The sequence below is a fragment of the Streptomyces sp. Je 1-79 genome, from assembly GCF_025195125.1.
Taxonomy (GTDB): domain Bacteria; phylum Actinomycetota; class Actinomycetes; order Streptomycetales; family Streptomycetaceae; genus Streptomyces.
The window spans coordinates 460,127-478,605 of record NZ_JAMGSL010000006.1 but is presented as its reverse complement, the minus strand read 5'-3'; the positions used below and the strand labels follow the sequence as shown (position 1 = coordinate 478,605).

At 72.9% G+C, this 18,479-nt stretch carries 17 protein-coding genes; 7 read left to right on the top strand and 10 right to left on the bottom strand.

Annotated elements, in window-relative coordinates:
- Positions 1–66 precede the first annotated feature (66 nt).
- Positions 67–942 (bottom strand): hypothetical protein, encoded by an 876-nt coding sequence (locus tag M5362_RS15065; RefSeq protein WP_260228009.1) that lies wholly within the window; start codon positions 940–942, stop codon positions 67–69.
- Between the two features lie 375 nt (positions 943–1,317).
- Between M5362_RS15065 and M5362_RS15060 the strand changes: the two genes are divergently transcribed.
- The 5 genes from M5362_RS15060 to M5362_RS15040 are packed head-to-tail and all read left to right on the top strand — an operon-like array spanning position 1,318 to position 7,074.
- A complete protein-coding gene (locus M5362_RS15060; protein ID WP_260228008.1) occupies positions 1,318–4,269 on the top strand; it encodes a nitrate- and nitrite sensing domain-containing protein in 2,952 nt (983 codons plus the stop codon).
- Positions 4,266–4,748: a roadblock/LC7 domain-containing protein gene (locus tag M5362_RS15055; protein ID WP_260228007.1), complete on the top strand. Its 483-nt coding sequence runs from the start codon at positions 4,266–4,268 to the stop codon at positions 4,746–4,748. Before M5362_RS15060 ends, M5362_RS15055 begins: the two co-directional genes overlap by 4 nt.
- Positions 4,745–5,164, top strand: a complete 420-nt coding sequence (locus tag M5362_RS15050; protein WP_260228006.1) for a DUF742 domain-containing protein — start codon at positions 4,745–4,747, stop codon at positions 5,162–5,164. Before M5362_RS15055 ends, M5362_RS15050 begins: the two co-directional genes overlap by 4 nt.
- The gene (locus M5362_RS15045; protein ID WP_374214468.1) at positions 5,145–5,819 is read left to right on the top strand and encodes an ATP/GTP-binding protein; all 675 of its coding nucleotides are present in this window, start codon (positions 5,145–5,147) and stop codon (positions 5,817–5,819) included. Before M5362_RS15050 ends, M5362_RS15045 begins: the two co-directional genes overlap by 20 nt.
- A 19-nt stretch (positions 5,820–5,838) precedes the next feature.
- Positions 5,839–7,074, top strand: coding sequence for a styrene monooxygenase/indole monooxygenase family protein (locus tag M5362_RS15040; protein WP_260228005.1), 1,236 nt, complete (start codon positions 5,839–5,841; stop codon positions 7,072–7,074).
- A gap of 33 nt (positions 7,075–7,107) precedes the next feature.
- Here M5362_RS15040 and M5362_RS15035 read toward each other — a convergent pair whose 3' ends face one another.
- The 5 genes from M5362_RS15035 to M5362_RS15015 form a co-directional block, all read right to left on the bottom strand.
- On the bottom strand, positions 7,108–7,776 hold the full coding sequence (locus tag M5362_RS15035) for a histone deacetylase (protein WP_374214467.1): 669 nt from the start codon (positions 7,774–7,776) through the stop codon (positions 7,108–7,110).
- Positions 7,777–7,863: 87 nt separating this feature from the next.
- Positions 7,864–9,144 (bottom strand): C40 family peptidase, encoded by a 1,281-nt coding sequence (locus M5362_RS15030; RefSeq protein ID WP_260228004.1) that lies wholly within the window; start codon positions 9,142–9,144, stop codon positions 7,864–7,866.
- A 77-nt stretch (positions 9,145–9,221) separates the two neighbouring features.
- Positions 9,222–9,491, bottom strand: a complete 270-nt coding sequence (locus M5362_RS15025; protein ID WP_260228003.1) for a hypothetical protein — start codon at positions 9,489–9,491, stop codon at positions 9,222–9,224.
- Between the two features lie 10 nt (positions 9,492–9,501).
- Complete coding sequence (locus tag M5362_RS15020; protein ID WP_260228002.1) at positions 9,502–10,224, bottom strand: TetR/AcrR family transcriptional regulator; 723 nt, start codon at positions 10,222–10,224, stop codon at positions 9,502–9,504.
- Between the two features lie 30 nt (positions 10,225–10,254).
- Positions 10,255–11,190, bottom strand: coding sequence for a diiron oxygenase (locus tag M5362_RS15015; protein ID WP_260228001.1), 936 nt, complete (start codon positions 11,188–11,190; stop codon positions 10,255–10,257).
- Positions 11,191–11,366: 176 nt separating this feature from the next.
- Here M5362_RS15015 and M5362_RS15010 point away from each other — a divergent pair, with 176 nt between their 5' ends.
- Positions 11,367–12,476 (top strand): ferritin-like domain-containing protein, encoded by a 1,110-nt coding sequence (locus tag M5362_RS15010; RefSeq protein WP_260228000.1) that lies wholly within the window; start codon positions 11,367–11,369, stop codon positions 12,474–12,476.
- Positions 12,477–12,532: 56 nt separating this feature from the next.
- The gene (locus M5362_RS15005) at positions 12,533–13,402 is read left to right on the top strand and encodes a proline-rich domain-containing protein (RefSeq protein WP_260227999.1); all 870 of its coding nucleotides are present in this window, start codon (positions 12,533–12,535) and stop codon (positions 13,400–13,402) included.
- Between the two features lie 42 nt (positions 13,403–13,444).
- Here the strand turns inward: M5362_RS15005 and M5362_RS15000 are convergent, their stop codons facing one another.
- The 4 genes from M5362_RS15000 to M5362_RS14985 all read right to left on the bottom strand — a co-directional run bounded on the left by M5362_RS15000 (position 13,445) and on the right by M5362_RS14985 (position 18,418).
- Positions 13,445–14,914, bottom strand: a complete 1,470-nt coding sequence (locus M5362_RS15000; RefSeq protein WP_260227998.1) for a penicillin-binding transpeptidase domain-containing protein — start codon at positions 14,912–14,914, stop codon at positions 13,445–13,447.
- Positions 14,911–16,290, bottom strand: coding sequence for an FtsW/RodA/SpoVE family cell cycle protein (locus M5362_RS14995; RefSeq protein ID WP_260227997.1), 1,380 nt, complete (start codon positions 16,288–16,290; stop codon positions 14,911–14,913). The genes M5362_RS15000 and M5362_RS14995 overlap by 4 nt, the downstream gene beginning before the upstream one ends.
- Positions 16,291–16,352: 62 nt before the next feature.
- Positions 16,353–17,636, bottom strand: a complete 1,284-nt coding sequence (locus M5362_RS14990; RefSeq protein WP_260227996.1) for a HAMP domain-containing sensor histidine kinase — start codon at positions 17,634–17,636, stop codon at positions 16,353–16,355.
- The gene (locus tag M5362_RS14985) at positions 17,633–18,418 is read right to left on the bottom strand and encodes a hypothetical protein (protein ID WP_260227995.1); all 786 of its coding nucleotides are present in this window, start codon (positions 18,416–18,418) and stop codon (positions 17,633–17,635) included. The genes M5362_RS14990 and M5362_RS14985 overlap by 4 nt, the downstream gene beginning before the upstream one ends.
- Positions 18,419–18,479: the final 61 nt, after the last annotated feature.

Genomic DNA, 18,479 nt, shown 5'->3' with positions numbered 1-18,479 from the left:
CCTGCCCCCGGGGGCGCCGTGCCGGCCCGTGGCCCTCGGCGTGCCCCCGGAGGGGAACCGGGTCCTTCAGAGGACGGCGTACACCGCCGTCGCGTCGTCGTGGAGCTTCCAGCGCCGAACGCCCGACGCCGCCTCGCCCTCCCCCTGAACCTTCGGCCAGGGGGCACCCCCGTCGCTCCGCGCCTCCAGCGACCGGACCCGCGCCAGCAGCCCGTGCGCACCCCCGTCGCTCCGCGCCTCCAGCGACCGGACCCGCGCCAGCAGCCCGTGCGCGCCCTCCTTACCGAGCACCCCGAAGCAGTCCGCCCAGTCGCCCGCCCCGAACAGCTCCACCCAGCGCGCCGCCCCGTCCGTGAGCGCCGCCAGCGCCCGTACCGCAGCCCGGGGCGCCGCCCCGGTCACCGCCCGCCGGGCCACCTCCGGGTCCGCCGCGGCCGTGAAGAAGCCGCCCTCCCTGTTCCGCAGCCGGTCCGTCGCCTCGTGCGAACGCAGGACCTCGTCCGGGACGCGGTCGAGACGGTCGTCGAGCACGGCCCGTACGGACCCGTCCGGCGACTCCAGGAGGAGCACGGCGTCCGACAGCACCAGGAACTCGACGGTCACCGCGTCCCAACGCGCCATCGCCACGGTCGCCTGAGGCGTACGTACGTGAGAAAGGTCACAGGTGTCGCGGTGGGCGTCCGCGGTGCGCCGGATTGCCTCCGCCAGGACCTCGGGCAACGTCATGTCGCTTCGCGAAGCGGACAGTTCGGTCAGGGCGCCACCCAGCCGGGCGGTGAACCAGGGCACGTCGTGCACACAACCGTCATCCCCCGCCGGCGGTGTCACGCCGTCGAGCACGACGACCGTCCCGCCCCCGCCGGACGCGGGCAGAGCTGCGGCCGCCCAGTCCTCGTTGGGGCGTTCGGGGAGGCCGGGGAGGGTGACGACTTCGGTGCGCATGATCCCCAGTCTGCCTCCGGCCGAGGGGTCCTGCATCGCTCCTTCACACGGCCTTCAAATGGCCGAATGCCGCCTGTAGCGGCCCTTCGAGGGCCGTACGGGAGGCGGAAGCGGAACCTCCGGCAAGCTGCGGGCGGGCATCCTGCCAAAGCCCGCGCGGAAGATCCAACCGACGCCCCGTGCGAGCGCGTGGAGAGCCCCGCGCGGAGTTGTTCGCCAACTCATGAGTGTTGTTCACTCGTTCGGGTGGCGGAGCGGCCGATGCGCGTCCCCTTCCCAGAAGCGCTGGAATGGTCGGAAGCCGTACCAGGGGTGGGGGCGCTCTACAAAACGTGACCGGTCGTCACCTCTGCTTCATGGGCGGACGAGTCGAGAATGCGAGCACCGGTGCAGAAGAAGCGGCCTCGGAGCAACAACGGCACGCGGAGTCAGGCCCCCGGTGAGCCGCTGACCACGGGCGACGCCACGGGTCCCGGCGTCGTGCCCGCACCGGCGAAGCCCGGCCGCCCCAAGCGCGTCCGCAACCGCCTCGTCGCCGGTGTCGCCCTCGTCGGCGTCACCGTCCTCGCCGCCGGCGCCCCCGCGGTCCTCACCGCCTCCGGCGAACTGACCGACTCCCAGCGCCTGGTCACCCTCGCCGAGCTCGACCGCCAGGCCGTCACCCTCGCCCACTCCCTCGCCGACGAACGCGACGAGGTCGTCGCGTACATCGCCGCGGGCCGTGACGAGCAGCAGGGCGACAGCGAGAAGAAGCGGCAGGTCAACAGCGCGCGGTCCACCCGCGTCGACCGCCAGATCGACGAGATCCGGCCCGCGGCCCCCACCGAGCTGCGCCGCGACCTCGCGGGCCTGCCCTCCATCCGCCGTACCGCGCTCACCGGCAAGGGCACCGCCCTGGAGGCCCACAAGGCGTACACGGACGTCATCGCCAAGCTCCAGGCCCTCGCCGACGAGCTCGCCGAGCAGACCCCCGCCCGCGCCGCCCAGGACACCCGCGCGCCCGCCGCCCTCGGCCGCGCCGTCGAGCAGGCCTCCGCCACCCGCGGGCTGCTCCTCGCCGCCCTCGCCGTACCCCAGCCCGAGTCCAGCGGCGTCACCTACGACCCGGTCACCGGCACCTACGTCCCCATCAAGGCGGAGGGCGCCGACGAGGCGGAGCGGACCCGCAACGCCCTCACGGCCGCCGCCCAGCAGGCCCGCGTCCGTGAACTGGCCACCCTCGCCGACTTCGACCAGGCCGCCACCTCCACCGGACGCGACTCCTTCGCCACCACGGTCAGCGGCCCCGACGTCAAGAACGCCGAGCGGCTCCTCGCCCGCCTCACCGACCAGCCGGAACTCACCAAGTCCGAGCGCAAGACCGACCCGGAGAAGCTGGAAGCCGCCCTCTCCGCCCGTGTCGAGCAGATGCGCGGCGTCGAATCGGCCCTCGCCGCCTCCCGGGTGGACCGCCTCGCCCAGCTCCGCGACGACGACGTCACCGCCCTCGAAGTGCGCATCGCCTTCCTCGGCGGCTGTCTCCTGGTCGCGATCGGCATCTCCACCTACGTCGCCCGCACCCTCACCCGCCCCCTCGCCGTCCTGCGCATCGGCGCCGCGCGCCTCGCCGCCGCCCCGGAGCCGGAGGCCGAGGAGCCGGTCCGCTTCACCGGCCGCAACGACGAGTTCGCCCAGGTCGTACGGTCCCTCAACACCCTCCAGGGCAAGCTGGCCGACCTCGGCAGGCGCACCGCGCAGCTCGACAGCGAGCGCGCCGACCTGGCCGGCGCCCGCGAGGCCCTCGCCGCCGAACTCGCCGCCCAGCGCGCCGAGCTCCAGGGCCACACCGCGCTCCTGACCGCGGAGCTCGAACGGCTCCGGCAGAGCGTTCAGCACACCTTCGTGAACCTCTCGCTGCGCAGCCTCGGCCTCGTGGAGCGGCAGCTCGGCGTCATCGAGAAGCTGGAGGAGCGCGAGCAGGACCCGGACCGGCTCGCCACCCTCTTCAAGCTCGACCACATGGCGACCGTCATGCGCCGCCACAGCGAGAACCTCCTCGTCCTCGCCGGCCACGAGCACGTCCACGGTCACCCCGGGCCCGTCCCGCTCGTGGACGTGCTGCGTGCCGCCGTCAGCGAGATCGAGCGGTACGAGCGGGTCGCCATCCAGTCCCTGCCGCCGCACGCCCAGATCGCCGGCTTCGCCGCGGACGACCTGAGCCATCTGATCGCCGAACTCCTGGAGAACGCCACCTCCTTCTCGCCGCCCGACGCCCAGGTCCAGCTCTCCGGCTGGCTGCTCGAGTCCGGCGAGGTGATGCTCTCCGTCCAGGACGAGGGCATCGGTATGACCGACTCCCGGCTCGCCGAGCTCAACGCGCGGCTCGCCGAGGCCGGTCCGGCCGACGTCCAGGGGGAGGGGCTCGGCATCCGCGTCACCGCCCTGCTCGCCGCCCGCCACGGCGTACGGGTGCAGCTGCGCGAGCAGAAGCAGGGCGGCATCGCGGCGGTCGTCGTCCTGCCGCTGCCGCTCCTCCCGACGGCCCCGCCGACCGCGGGCCCGCCGGCAGTCCCGGTCGCGGGCGCGGCGCCCACGCTGAACCTGCCGGGCTCGGTCGCCGAGGCGAACTCCAACGCCCTGCCGTCCCGTACCAGGGACCCGCTCGTGGAGGCCGCGGAGCGCGCCGTCGAGGCGGCGGAGCAGAAGACGCCGGCCGGGTCCGCCCAGGCCGAACAGGAGGCCGCGCAGGCCGCGCAGGAGCCTGCGACGGAGGCCCTTGCGGAGCCCCAGCAGCCGCAGGAGCCCCCGGCGCCCGTGGAACCCCAAGCGCCCCCGGAGTCCCCTGAGTCCCCGGAGCCCGTGCAGTCCCGAGAGCCCCAGGACTCACCCGAGTCTCAGGAGCCCCAGGAATCACCGGCGTCCCCGGAGTCCCAGGGCCCTGCTGAGTCCCAGGAGTCCCAGCAGACCGGACCGGCGCTCGCCGAGACCACCCTCCAGGTCCGCCTCCCCGACCCGGCTCCGGAGCCCGACGCCCACGAGCGCGCTCCCGAGGAGAGCGGGCCGGGCGTCCAGCGCGTCACCGACAAGGGTCTGCCCAAGCGCACGCCGAAGATCGTCCAGCAGCCCGCCTCCTCGCCCGCCCCTCGGACGGGCGGGGTGGACGCCGAGGCGCTGCGCCGGCGGCTCGGTGGCTTCCACCAGGGGGCCAAGGAGGGCCGCCGCGACGTGGAGGCGGAGATCGAGGCCGGAATCGGGACCGGAGGCGAGACCGGAGCCGAGACCGCGGCCGTGGACACCGCACGTACCGAGGAGAAGACGGGGGACACAGTCGAGGAGGCACGCAGTTGACTGCGACCGGAACATTCGGACTGAGCAAGGAAGCCCGCAATCTGCACTGGCTGCTGGGCAACCTCGTCGAGGAGGTGCCCGGGGTCCGCTCGGTCGCCGTCGTCTCCTCCGACGGACTGCTCCTGCTCTCGTCCGACCCGGCGGCCCAGAACGCCGCGCCCACCGCGGACCGCCCGACCGGTCCACGGGGGTCCAGCGCCGACCTCGCCACGATCGTCTCCGGCATCGGCAGCCTGACCATCGGAGCCGCCCGGCTGATGGACGGCGGCGGGGTCAAGCAGACGATGGTGGCCATGGACGAGGGCAGCGTCTTCGTCATGTCCATCAGCGACGGTTCGCTGCTCGGCGTGCACGCCGAGCCCGACAGCGACATGAGCGTCGTCGCGTACCACATGGCCCTCTTCGTCGGCCGTGCCGGACATGTACTCACCCCCGAACTCCGCAGCGAGCTGCGCAAATCGATGGAGAGCACCCAGTGACGTCTGTGCCGTCGGTCTACCACGCCCACAAGCTGCCGGTACGGGGGGAGAGCCGCCGCCCCGCGCGCGTGCGCCCGTACTCGCTCACCGGCGGCCGCACCCGCTTCGGCCACGTGCTGCTCGTCGAGACCTTCGTCGCGGCCCTGGAGGCCGCGCCGGCCCGGAAGGTGCTGACGGACGGCGGGCCCGGCCGCGGGCTCATGCCGGAGATGCGGGCCATCGTCGAGATCTGCCGCCGGATGCGTACCGTCGCGGAGATCTCGGCGCTCCTCAAGATGCCGTTGGGTGTCGTCCGAGTGCTGCTCAGCGACTTGGCCGACCAGGGAAAGATCCGTGTGTACGGGACCGGTCACGGCACCGGCCAGCCCGACCGCGCGCTGCTCGAAAGGGTGCTGAGTGGACTCCGCCGTCTCTGAAGCCGTTGCCCCGGCCGCCGCCGGAATCCCCGCCCAGGCCGAGGCACCCGGTGCGATCACCGAGGACGGCGCCCAGGACTGGCAGCTGGACCACACGCGTGCCCCCATAGCGACCAAGGTCGTCGTCGCCGGCGGCTTCGGTGTCGGCAAGACGACCTTCGTCAGGGCCGTCTCGGAGATCACTCCGCTGCAGACCGAGGCCCTGATGACGCAGGCGAGCGAGGAGACCGACGATCTCTCCGCGACGCCCGAGAAGCTCACCACGACCGTGGCGATGGACTTCGGCCGGATCACCCTCGACGACGACCTTGTGCTGTACGTCTTCGGTACGCCCGGCCAGCAGCGCTTCTGGTTCATGTGGGACGACCTGGTGCGCGGCGCGATCGGCGCGATCGTCCTCGCCGACACCCGCCGGCTGACCGACTGCTTCGCCGCGCTCGACTACTTCGAGAGCTGCGGGCTGCCGTACATCGTCGCCGTCAACCACTTCGAGGGCACCGAGCGGTTCGAGCCCGAGGACGTCCGGGAGGCGCTCACCGTGCCCCCGCACGTACCGGTCGTGATCATGGACGCGCGCAAGCGGTACAGCGTCGTCGAATCGCTGCTTGCGATGGTCGCGCACGCGCTCGAATGCACCCCTGAACAGTCCGATTGATTCGATAGGAACACCCGCCATGCGGAAGATACTCATCGTCGGAGCCGGCCAGTCCGGTCTGCAGCTCGCCCTCGGACTCCAGTCGCAGGGGTACGAAGTCACCCTCATGTCCAACCGCACGGCGGACGAGATCCGGTCCGGCCGGGTCATGTCCACCCAGTGCATGTTCGACACGGCGCTCCAGCACGAGCGGGACCTCGGCATCAACTTCTGGGAGTCCCAGGCCCCGCGGATCGAGGGCCTCGGCGTCTCCGTCGCCGCCCCGGACGCGAGCCGCGCCATCGACTGGGTCGGCAGGCTCGACGGCTTCGCGCAGTCCGTCGACCAGCGCGTGAAGATGGCCGGCTGGATGGAGACCTTCGCCCAGCGCGGCGGCCAGCTCGTCATCCACGGCGCGGCCGTCTCGGACCTGGACTTCTTCTCCCGTACGTACGACCTGGTGCTGGTCTCCGCGGGCAAGGGCGAGCTGGTCTCCATGTTCGGCCGGGACGCCGCCCGTTCCCCGTACAGCGAGCCGCAGCGCGCGCTGGCCGTCGCCTACGTCCACGGCCTGGGCCCGCGCCCCGAGCACCCGGACTTCGACGCCGTGCGCTGCAACCTGGTCCCGGGCGTCGGCGAGCTCTTCGTCATGCCGACCCTGACCACCTCGGGCCGTGCCGACATCCTCTTCTGGGAAGGCGTCCCCGGCGGCCCGCTCGACGTCTTCCAGGGCGTCAAGGACCCCTCCGAGCACCTCTCGCTCACGCTGGAGCTGATGGAGAAGTTCACGCCCTGGGAGTACGCGCGGGCGACCAAGGTCGAACTGACCGACGCCAACGGCACCCTGGCGGGCCGATACGCCCCGACCGTCCGCAACCCGATCGGCCGCCTCCCCGGCGGCGGTCTGGTCCTGGGCGTCGCGGACGTCGTCGTCGCCAACGACCCGATCACGGGCCAGGGCTCGAACTCGGCCTCCAAGTGCGCGGCCGCCTACCTCACGTCGATCGTCGAGAACGGCGACAAGCCCTTCGACGAGGCATGGATGCAGGCCACCTTCGACCGGTACTGGGACACGGCGCAGCACGTCACCAAGTGGACGAACGCGATGCTCGGCGTCCCGCCGGAGCACGTCCTCAACCTGATCGGCGCGGCGGGCCAGCTCCAGCCGGTCGCCGACCGCTTCGCGAACGGCTTCGACAACCCGGCCGACTTCGAGAACTTCTTCTTCGACCCGGAGAAGACGTCCGCGTACCTCGCCGAGGTCACCGGGGGCTGATAGGGCGTCGAGGGGCGCGGTGGTGGGCGGGCGTCAGTCGGGGTCGATCAGGGCCAGTACCTCCTCGGCCGTCCATTCGCCCGCCGCCCCCGGGCACCTGCCCAGGTAGGCGGCGATCTCGGCGGGCTCCCACGCGCCCGTCTCGGCCAGGCCGGCCGCCAGGTGCTGGACGTACGGGGCGGACGGCTTCCGCGGCGGTACGTCGGTCATCCGCCACGGCGCGGTGAACGTGAGCACCGGCACGCCGTCGAGCGTGCCGGGGCACACCAGCGTCTCGTACCGTCCCGGGCCCAGTTCCGCGCGGCCGACGGTGATCGCCCCGGTCAGGTCCAGGTCCTCACCGGGCTCCCGGTACATCTCCTGGGCCGCGATGTCGGAGAACTGGCCCGCGGTGATCAGATGGGCGCGCGCGAACGCCGGGCCCGGTACCGCCGGATCGTAGAAGCCGCGGCCGCCCGTCCACACCACCGACTCCGTGGCGAAGTACACCGCGCCCGGGAGGACCACCGGCACCGACCGCTCGGGCGGCGTCCGGTCCCGGCAGCCGGGGTGGGACCGGGCACCTCCCGGGGGCCGCCCGCCGGTGACGTAGTGGAGCAGCCTCGCGATGTGCATGTTGGAGCCGTACGAGGCGTACCAGACGTGCGAGGGCGGCGCCGCCGGCCCGGGCGGCCGGGCGGCTGGCTTACGGGGTGCGGGCACGGTCCCTCCGGGACAGGGGCGGACAGGACGACGACGGCGTCCCGCCGTCATGGAACCATCGGGCGGCGCCGACCCGCCCGGGCCGCCTCAGGGCCGGTCGTACCCCTCGTCCGAGCCGTCCGTCGCCCCCGCCGGGAGCTCGGGCGGCGTGTACGACTCCAGGGCCTCGCCGCCCGGGTCGGGGCGGACGGCCCCGAGGAGCGGGTTGGCGGCGATCGGGGAGACCTTCACCTTGGCACCGGGACGCGGGGCCTGCACGACCAGGCCGCGGCCCAGGTAGATCGCCACGTGCGTGGCCTCGGGGAAGTAGACCACCAGATCGCCGGGGCGCAGGTCGCGCAGCGGCACCCGCGGGAGGGTCCGCCACTGCTCCTGGCTGGTGCGCGGGATCTCCCGGCCTGCGCTCGCCCAGGCCTGCGAGGTCAGCCCCGAGCAGTCGTACGACTCCGGCCCCTCGGCGCCCCACACGTACGGCTTGCCGATCTGCCGCACCGCGTACCGCAGCGCCTCGCCGCCCTCCCGCGAGGGGGCCCGGTCGCCGTCCAGGACACCGGTGCCGAGGAGCTCGCGCTGCGCCCCCGCGGTCTGGGTCCGCTCCAGCTCGGTCAGGCGGGCGAGCTGCTCGGCGGGGAGCGTGGCGAGCAGCTTCTGCACCTCCGCGAGCCTCTCGCGGACGTCGTCGCGCTGCTTCGTCCGCCGCGCGGCGAGCGTCTGCTGCCGGTCCAGGGCCTTGCGGGAGGCGCTCGCGAGAGCGTCGGCCCGCTTCTCGTCCCGGGTCAGCCGGGAGACGGTGGTGGCCCGGTCACGGACCGCACGGTCCATCAGACGGCCCTGGTCCAGGGCGTGCTGGGGATCGTCGGCGAGCAGCAGCCGTAGGTACGAGGAGAAGGCCGACGTCGTGACCCGCCCCTGGTACTGCTCCCTGGCGAGCCGCCCTGCCGCGTTCCGCCCCTGGGCGAGGCGCTCGCGGGCGGCGGTGAGCGCGGCGGTGACCTTCTTGGTGTCGGCGGCCTGGAGGCGCAGGGCCTCGCCGGTGGCGTTGAAGGCCTCGGTGGCCTGCTCGGCCCGGCGGTAGAGGCTCTGGAGCCGGCCGAGGAGCGAGGCGACGGAGTCGCCGCCGGGGGGAGGGAGTTCCGCGGCGTCGTCGGCGGGGGTGCCGTCGGCATCCGAGGGGTCCCCCTGTGCGTCCGCCGAGGGGTCCGCCTGTGGGTCCCCCTGTGCCTCCGCCGACGGTTCCGCGGGTGCCTCCGCCACCGTCTCCACCTGCGGTTCCGCCGGGTCGTCCGCCGTCGCCGCCGGGATCCCCGCCAGCGCCGTCGTCGCGGCGAGCACCCCCGTGCAGACCGTGCGCAGCAGCCTTCCTGACACGTCATCACCTCCAGGGAGATGATGGCGGGTCCGTCCGGTCGGATGAGCTCACAAAGGGGCGATTCGGCCCAACCGCCTCACCCGTTGGGCTTGGTCCACGGCCACTTCGGCGCGGTCCGCTCGCGGCCCTCGGGAACGTACTCGTAGACCCAGCCGCGCTGGATGCCGAGCCGCTTGGTGTGCCCGGCGGGTTCGCGGCGGTAGGCGTGGACCGTGGGCGGCCCGCCGGTGTCGTCCGGTACCGGTACCTCGTACCACTTCGGTGGATGCCCGGTCGGTCCGAGCATGATGGGCAGGACCTCGCCGTCGAGGGGGCCGCCGCGGAATAGGGTGTTCTCGCTTCTCACGGGACCAGTCTCATATGAGGTGTGCGGCGTCGCTCACCACGGGGGCCACGCGCCGCGCCAGCTTTCCGACCGGGCCCTCCGCGGTCTCCTGCGCGAGGAGCAGGGTGACGACCGACGCCGTCTCCCCGTCGCTCGCGGCCGTGGCCGCCAGCAGCGCCACCAGATGGTCGACCAGCCAGTCCCGCAGCTCGGCGGCCGGCGGCTGCTTGTCCTCGTCGAGCCAGATCAGCGAGGCCGCCTCCACCGCCGCGATCCAGGTGCGGACCATCATCCGCAGCCGGGGCCCGGGCCGGTCCACCCCCAGGTGGACGAGGATCTGCTCCGCCGCCGCGCGCCGCACCTCGTCGACGATGGCGGTGGTCCGGGAGGTCTCGGCGACGCTGCCGCCCTGGAGAAGGGCGCTGAACCCGGCGTCGTGCTCGTCGACGAAGGCCAGATAGCGGTCGAGGACCCGGGCGAGCCGCTCGGTCGGCGGACCGACCGGCGGCTCGGCGAAGCAGAGCTCCAGCTCGTCGGCGGAGGAACGCAGGGCCGCCTCGTACAGCTGCTGCTTGCCGCCGGGGAAGTAGCGGTAGACGAGCGGCCGCGAGACGCCCGCCGCCTCGGCGACGTCGTCGAGGGAGACCTCGTCGGGCGCCCGGTGCGCGAAGAGCGTCAGGGCGGCGGCGAGCAGCTGCACCCGGCGTTCCTCGACGCTGAGCCGGCGGTACGCGGGCGAGGCGGCACTGGTCATGCCTCGCAGGGTAGCTCCGTGCGGCGGCACTCAGGCCAGCAGCCCGGACGACTTCCAGAGCCGGCGGCCCGGCCCCCGGAGCACGCCGATGTCGTCGAGGAAGTCGGTCAGCCGCCTGGCGCCCGACTGCATGACCTCCCGGCGGTGGCCGCTGTCCTTGACCTGGGCGACGGCCTCGCGGCGGTCCAGGCCCACGTTGTCGTACACCTGGGGGTTGATGAAGCAGGTGGAGAAGACCTTCGCGGCCTGCCCGCAGCTGAGCCGGGTGAACTCCTGTTCCCAGCGCGGCGCGGTCACCATCTGGCGGCGCAGCTCCTCGCGGGCGTAGCGCACGTGCCGTGCCTCCTCGACGACATGGATGCGGGTCACGCCGCGCACCAGCGTCTGGACCCGCTCGTCCGGGAAGGTCAGCCGCTGCATCCAGTCCAGGATCTCCTCGCCGAGCAGGGTGGCGGCGAAGGAGCCGGGGGTGGTGGAGACGGTCTTCAGGACGCGGGCCAGGTTGTGGTAGATCCGCGGCACGGGGTAGGCGGGCGCCCCGCCCTTCTGGATCATCCGCGCGAACATCATCGAGTGCCGGCACTCGTCCGCGATCTCCGTGAGCGCGTAGCGCACGTGGTCGCTGGTGAGGGACTTGTCGTAGATGTGCCGGACGAGCAGCTGCATCAGGATGATCTCGAACCAGATGCCGAGCGAGGCGAGCGAGGCGGCCTCGTGGCGGGCGAGGTCCATCCGCTGCTCCTCGGACATCCGCCGCCACATCGGGGTGTCGTAGAGGGAGACCAGCTCCGGCGGCCAGAACCACTTGCCGTCCTCGACGGGTGCGGCCCAGTCGAGTTCGGTCTCGGGGTCGAAGGAGTGCTTGAGGGAGGACTCGAGGAGTCGCGCCGCGACCTGTTCCCGGTCGCGGAGGGGGCCGAGGGCGTCCCGGAGGAGGGTGAGGTCCTGCTCGGTACGGGTGGTCATGACGGTGAGACACCTCGCTGTGCTCGCGGTCGGGTTACCGGTTACCGGCGGTCGCCTCTTATGAGACTGCCCGTCAGTAAGCCCGTCAATCCCTTGCGCACGACTTGTTGACCCGGTGTCTACCAAGCTGTCAGCCTGCCCGGAGGACCACGTCCCGTGAGAGCAAGGAGTCGTCAATGTCGACGCACGACCTCTACACGAAAGCCCCGGGAGACCGCATCTGGCAGGTCCCGGCGACCGGTTCGGCCCGTTTCTCCTGGGAGTACGAGGACGGGCGCGAGCGGCTCCTCGCCCTCTACCAGAAGGGCAAGGACAAGCAGTGGGACAGCTCCAGGCGCATCGACTGGGAGCTGGAGGTCGACCCGTACGACCCGCTCGGCACCCCCGACGACGTCCTGACGCTCCACGGCACGCGCCACTGGGCGAAGATGACGGAGAAGGACAAGGCGGAGCTGCGCCGGCACTACGCCTCCTGGCAGTTCAGCCAGTTCCTCCACGGCGAGCAGGGCGCGATGGTCTGCGCCGCGCGGATCGTCGAGTCCGTCCCCGACCTGGACGCCAAGTTCTACTCGGCGACGCAGACGATGGACGAGGCGCGGCACGCGGAGGTCTACGGCCGCTTCCTGCACGAGAAGATCGGGATGCTCTACCCGATCAACGACAACCTCCAGGGCCTCCTCGGCGACACCCTGCGCGACGCGCGCTGGGACATGCCGTACCTCGGCATGCAGGTACTGATCGAAGGGCTGGCGCTGGCCGCGTTCGGCATGATCCGCGACACGACCGACAAGCCGCTGCCGAAGCAGATCCTGGCGTACGTGATGCAGGACGAGGCCCGGCACGTGGCCTTCGGGCGGATGGCGCTGCGCGACTACTACCGGCAGCTGTCGGACGCGGAACTGCGCGAGCGCGAGGAGTTCGTGATCGAGGGCTGCTATCTGATGCGGGACCGGCTGCGCGGGGTGGAGGTCCTGGAGAACTTCGGCATCGGCCGCAAGGAGGCGGAGGAGCTCAGCGAGCAGAGCGAGTTCCTGCATCTCTTCCGCAAGCTGCTGTTCAGCCGGATCGTCCCGTGCGTGAAGGACATCGGCCTCTGGGGCGAACGCCTCCAGAAGGCCTATCTGGACATGGGCGTCTTCGACCTCGGCGACTCCAACCTGGACCTTCTGATGACCCAGGACGAGGAGATCGCGGAGGCGCTGGACCGCGAGCGGTTCGCGAGGGAGGAGCGGGAGCGGGTGGCCGAGGTGGAGGAGGCGATCGCGCAGGGCGGTGCCGAGCGGTAGGCGTCGGGGCGGCCCCGGGCCACGGGAGTCCATACGCGTCACGTAGCGTGCCCGGCATGACCATGCCGCCATCGCCGAGCCAGCCACCCCACCACCCGTACGGCGGGCCCGTGCCGCCCCCGCAGCAGCCCGGCGCGTTCGGCGCTCCGCAGGGGTATCCCGCGCAGGGCGTCCCCCCGCAGGGCGTTCCCCCGCAGGGCTTCCCTCCGCACGGTGTTCCTCCGCAGGGTGTTCCGCCGCAGTACCAGGGGCCGGGCGCCGGGGCCTGGGGGCAGCCGCCCATGGGGCCGCCGCCGAAGAAGGGGCTCTCGGCGGGGGCGATCGTCGCCATCGTCCTCGGGTCCCTGGTCCTGGTCGGCGGTCTCGGGTACGCGGCGAAGGCCGGGCTCTCCGGCGCCACCGGCTCCTTCCCCGACGCGACGCACAAGCTCGTCGTCCCCAAGACGCTCCTCGCCGGCGAGTACACGCTGGTCTCCGACCTCTCCGAGACCGAGGGCAAGGAGATCGAGGACGCTCCCGATCTCACCGTGAAGGACGCCGAGGCGGCCGTCGGGCAGTACAGCGGCAAGGACGGGTCCGCCCTCGTCGTCTCCGGTATGCACGGGCGCATCAAGAACGCCGAGTCCACCCGTTCGTCCATCCTCAGGGGCGCCGCCACGGAGAAGGGCTCCACGCTCGTCGTCCGGCCCAGGGAGTTCACCCCCGCCGGGTACGGGGTGACCGTCAGCTGTCAGGTCACCACGTCGAAGGACGGCCTCGCCACGACGACGCTCCCCATGTGCGCCTGGGGCGACGACAACACCGCGGCCGCCGTCGCCCTCGTCACCCCCGAGTCGGCGACCGCCGACCCGAAGGACATCGACCTGGTCGAACTCGCCGAGACCACGGCCAAGATCCGCGCCGAGATCCGCAAGCCGATCGGCTAGCCCCTCAGCGCGCCGAGATCCGCGAGCCGATCGGCCGGCCGCTCAGCCGGCGTCCCGGAGCCGCAGCGCCTCCTCCATCACGGCGCGGGCGATCGGCGCCGCGCTGCCGCCGCCGCTGATCTCCGTACGCCTGGCCTCCGCGTCCTCGACGACGACCGCGACCGCCACCGCAGGCTGGGCCGCGTCCGCCGCCTGCGCCCAGGCGATGAACCAGGCGTACGGCGTTCCCACGTTGCCCAGGCCGTGCTGCGCCGTGCCGGTCTTGCCACCGACCGTCGCCCCCGGGATCGCCGCGTTGGTGCCCGTGCCCTCCTCGACCGCCCTGACCATCAGCCGCTGGAGCTGGGTCGCGGTCGAGGGGCGCATCGCCTGGCGGTAGCTGCGCCGGCCCGTCACGTCCACCGTCGTACCGCCCGCGGTCGTCGTCCGCTCCACCAGGTACGGGTGGGCGATCTCCCCGTTGTTGGCGACCGCCGCCGCCACCAGCGCCATCTGCAAGGGGGTCGCCGTCGTGTCGAACTGGCCGATGGACGACAGGGCCAGCTGGTCGTCGCTCATCTCCCGGTCGAAGTTGGACTTCGCGACCCAGGACGGGATCGAGAGCCCCGTGTCGTTGAAGCCGAACCGCTCCACCGCGTCCACCATCCCGGAGAGCCCCACCTCCACCCCGAGCCCCGCCATCACCGTGTTGCACGACCACTGGATCGCGTACGCGAGGGACGCGTCGCCGCACCCCGTGGCCGCGTTCGGCAGCACCTGCCGTGTCCCCGGCAGCACGAACGGGTCCGGGGTGTCCGTCGGCCGCCCGACGTCCGTCACCACGCCCGCGTCCAGCGCGGCCGCCGCCGTCACGATCTTGAACGTGGAGCCGGGCGGATACGTCTGGCGGATCGCCCGGTTCAGCATCGGCTGGTTCGGCGAGGAGTTCAGCCGGGCCCAGTCGCCCTTGACCGCGGGCCCCGTCCCGGACAGCAGCGCCGGATCGTACGAGGGCGAGGAGACCAGCGCGAGGATCCGCCCGCTGGACGGCTCGATCGCCGCCACCGCACCCCGCTTCCCGCCGAGTCCCCGGTAGGCGGCCTCCTGCATGGACGCCCGGATCGTCGTCACCACGTCGCCGCCGGGCAGCGGCCCCCGGCCGACGTCGTTCCAGAACGGCAGCGGCGCCAGCATCGGGTCCGTGCCGGCCAGGATGGAGTCCTCGGCGTGCTCGACGAGGGTCGTGCCGTACGTCTGCGAGGCGTAGCCGGTCACCGGCGCGTACAACGGACCCTGCTTGTAGGTCCGTTCGTAGCGCAGCTGCTGGCCGCTGTCCCGCGAGCCGGTCACCGGCCGCCCGTCGACCACGATCTCGCCGCGCGGCTCGCCCCAGCGGGTGATCGCCACCCGCCGGTTGGCCGGGTTCTCGTCCAGCGACCCGGACTCGAAGACCATCACCCGCGCCGCGTTGACGAGCAGCGCCACGAGCAGGACGAGACAGAGCCCGGCCGCCCGCCGGATGTACGGGATCACCGGACGTCCTCCACGACGGGTGCGATGACGCCGGGCTCGACCGTCTCCGGGCGCGGCGCCCGGGCCGAGTCGCTGACGCGGATCAGCAGGGCCACGATCACCCAGTTGGTGACGACGGACGAGCCGCCCTGCGCCAGGAACGGCATCGCCATGCCGGTCAGCGGGATCAGCCCCATCACCCCTCCGGCGATGACGAAGACCTGGAGCGCCAGGATCGAGGCGAGGCCGGTCGCGAGCAGCCGCCCGAAGGGGTCGCGCAGGGCGAGCCCGGCCCGGTAGCCGCGCGCGACGAGCAGCGCGTACAGCAGGAACAGGGCGGTGAGTCCGACCAGGCCGAGCTCCTCGCCCGCCGTCGCGAGGATGAAGTCGGACTTGGCGGCGAAGCCGATGAGGATCGAGTGCCCGAGGCCGAGCCCCGTGCCGAGCATCCCGCCCGCGGCGAAGGAGAACAGCGACTGCGCGAGCTGGCTCGGCCCGTCGCCCGCCTCGATGGAGGCGTACGGGTTCAGCCAGTCCTCGACGCGGCTGTGGACGTGCGGTTCGAGCGAGCCGACCGCGAACGCCCCGACGCCGGCCAGGACCAGCCCGACCGCGATCCAGCCGGTACGGCCCGTCGCCACGTACAGCATGATCACGAAGAGTCCGAAGAAGAGCAGTGAGGTGCCGAGGTCCCGCTCCAGGACCAGCACGCCCACGCTCAGCACCCAGATCGCCACGATCGGCCCGAGCACCCGCCCGGTCGGCAGCTGGAGCCGCCAGATCCTGCGGCCGGTGTACGCCAGCGCGTTGCGGTTGGCGGCCAGGTACGCGGCGAAGAAGACCGCGAGCAGGATCTTGGCGAACTCGCCCGGCTGGAAGGAGAGTCCGCCGATCCGGATCCAGATCTTGGCCCCGTTCACCGCCGGGAAGAAGATCGGTACGAGCATCAGGAACAGGGCGCTGGCCATCGAGAGGTACGCGTACCGCTGGAGCACCCGGTGGTCGCGCAGCAGCACGACGGCCGCGCTGAAGAGGGCCACCCCGAGCGCCGACCAGACCAGCTGGGTGAAGGCCGCCTGGTCCCTCGGCGTCTCCAGGTCCAGCCGGTGGATCAGCACCAGGCCGAGGCCGTTGAGCAGGACCGCGATCGGCAGCAGCAGCGGATCCGCGTACGGCGCGCGGAACCGTACGGCGAGATGGGCGAGGAGCGCGAGGCCGCCGAGACCGGCCCCGTGACGCAGCGCGTCCGGCGGCACGGCGCCGGATCTGGCCAGGCCCACACCGGCGTAGCCGAGGACGGAGATGAGGACGGCGCAGACGAGGAGGGAGAGTTCCACGCCGCGGCGCTTCGGGATGCGTAGCCCGGGCGGGGGAGCGTCCGCCGTCGTTGCGGTCATGGTGCGCAACGTAGCAAGCTATATGGCTTATATCCCTTATGTGTGGCGGTGTGCCGTTGCCGTCAGGGCGCGAGCGTTCCGCCCGTGAACCGCACGTACTCCGGCAGCGTGAGCCGCGCCTCGGCGCCGCCGTCCGGCGCGGCGGCGAAGACCAGCTCCGCACCGATCACTTCGGCCTGCCCGACCGCGATCGTCAGCCCGAGCCCGTGCCCCTTGCCGCCGCTCTCGGTACGGAACCGCTGCGGCCCGGAAGCGAGCAGGTACTCCGGATATCCCGGGCCGTGGTCCCGCACCGTGACGACGGCGCCGTCCACGGTCAGGACGACCGGCGGGGCGCCGTGCCGGTGCGCGTTGGCGACGAGGTTGCCGAGCACCCGCTCCAGGCGCCGCCGGTCCGTCTCGACCGTCGCGTCCCGGACGACCCGCACCTCCGTCCCGGTCCCGGACGCCCGTACCACCCCCCGGGCGAGCGGGGCGAGATCGTGCACCGCGAGGTCGACGGTCTCGTTGCGGGCGTCGAGCCGGGAGATCTCCAGCAGGTCCTCCGTCAGCCCCCGCATCGCCTTCACCCGGTCCCGCACCAGCTCCGACGGCCGCCCCTCCGGCAGCAGTTCGGCGGCGGCCGACAGGCCCGTCAGCGGGGTGCGCAGCTCATGGGCCACGTCCGCCGTGAAGCGCTGCTCGGTCTCCAGCTTGCGCTGGAGCGAGGAGGCCATCGTGTCCAGCGCCCCGGAGACCGTGGCCACCTCGTCCTGCGGTCGCGCCGGGTCCTTCGTACGGGGGTCGTCGACGCGCGCGTCGAGGTCGCCCGCGCTGATCCGCCGGGCGACCTGGGCCGTCTGATGCAGCCGCCGTGTGACCCGGGTGACCGCGAACGCGCCCACGAGCAGCGTCGCCCCGATCGCGAGGACCGAGGAGCCCAGGATCGACCGGTCGAGGCCGTCGATGATCTCCGCGCCGGTGGAGTAGTCGACCCGCACCGCGAGGGCGCGGCCGTCGGCCGGTCCCGCCGCCCACATCACCGGCCGGCCGTCGTGGTCCCCGACCACCGTGCCGCGCTCACCCCGGAGGGCGAGCGCGCGCAGTTCGTCCGGCAGCTCCTCGGGGTCGATCCCCGCGGCCCGGGGGAGCGGCTCGCCCGCCTCGTACTCCCGGGAGGCGGTGGTGAGCCGGGTCAGCGCCCGCTCGCGGAAGTCGTCGACGGTCTGCCGGGACACGGACACATGGACCAGGGCGCCGAGCAGCGCCGCCAGGGCGCAGCACATGACGGTGATGAAGACCGCGGACTTCCAGGTGAGCGACGCGGTCCAGGCGGGCAGCCGGGGCAGCCGGCGGCGCGCGGTCACGGGGCCTCTCCGAAGACGTCGTCGGTGTCGGAGGGCGTGGGGGAGGAGGCCGGTCCGGGCGTGGGCGTCGGCTCGACGAGACGCGGCTGCGGGGCCGGCGAGGCGGTCGGCCCCGGCGGCTTGACGCGGACGATCTCGTCCCGGGCCGGCAGCATCGCGCCCTGCTGCTCGTCCCAGGACCAGGCGGTGCGGTACTCGTACCCCGGGATCCCGGCCGACGAGGCCCGTACGACGATGTCCCGGCCCGCCAGCTCCACGCTGATCACCTGGTCGACGGTGGACATGATCCGGGTGAGCCCGTCGTTCTCGGCGAGGTAGACCCGCACGGCCACCTGCTGGTCGGGCATCCGGATGCCGACGATCAGCTCGTCCCGGCCGTTGCCGGTCAGATCGCGGTAGTACGGCCGCATGACCGGGCACTTCGCGGGCTCCGTGGTGCACCGGCCGATCTGCCGGGCCGTCTCCTGGTACATGCCGTCGGGGCCGGAGTACGTGTCGGGGTGGGCCTTCACCTCGGCCCGGACCACGGCGACGGCGTCCACCCGGTGGACGTCGTTGTCAGGGACCCCGATGCCGGGGACGGACTCGGTGTCGGTCTCGCCGTAGTCGAGGGGCGGCGCCGTCGCGGGCGGCAGGGAAGGCCAGAGGCGGACGGGGCCGACGGCGGTGGGCGTGGGGCCGGCGCTCTTCAGCCCGCCCTCCGCACCGCAGCCGGAGAGCACGAGCGGCGCCGCCGCGGCCAGGGCCACGGCGGCGACGAGCGGCCGTCCGCGCGGTCTCACGCTGCTCCTCCGGGGTGCGGGGTCCTCACCTCCCCGCCGGGTCGGCGAGGGGAAGCCTTCC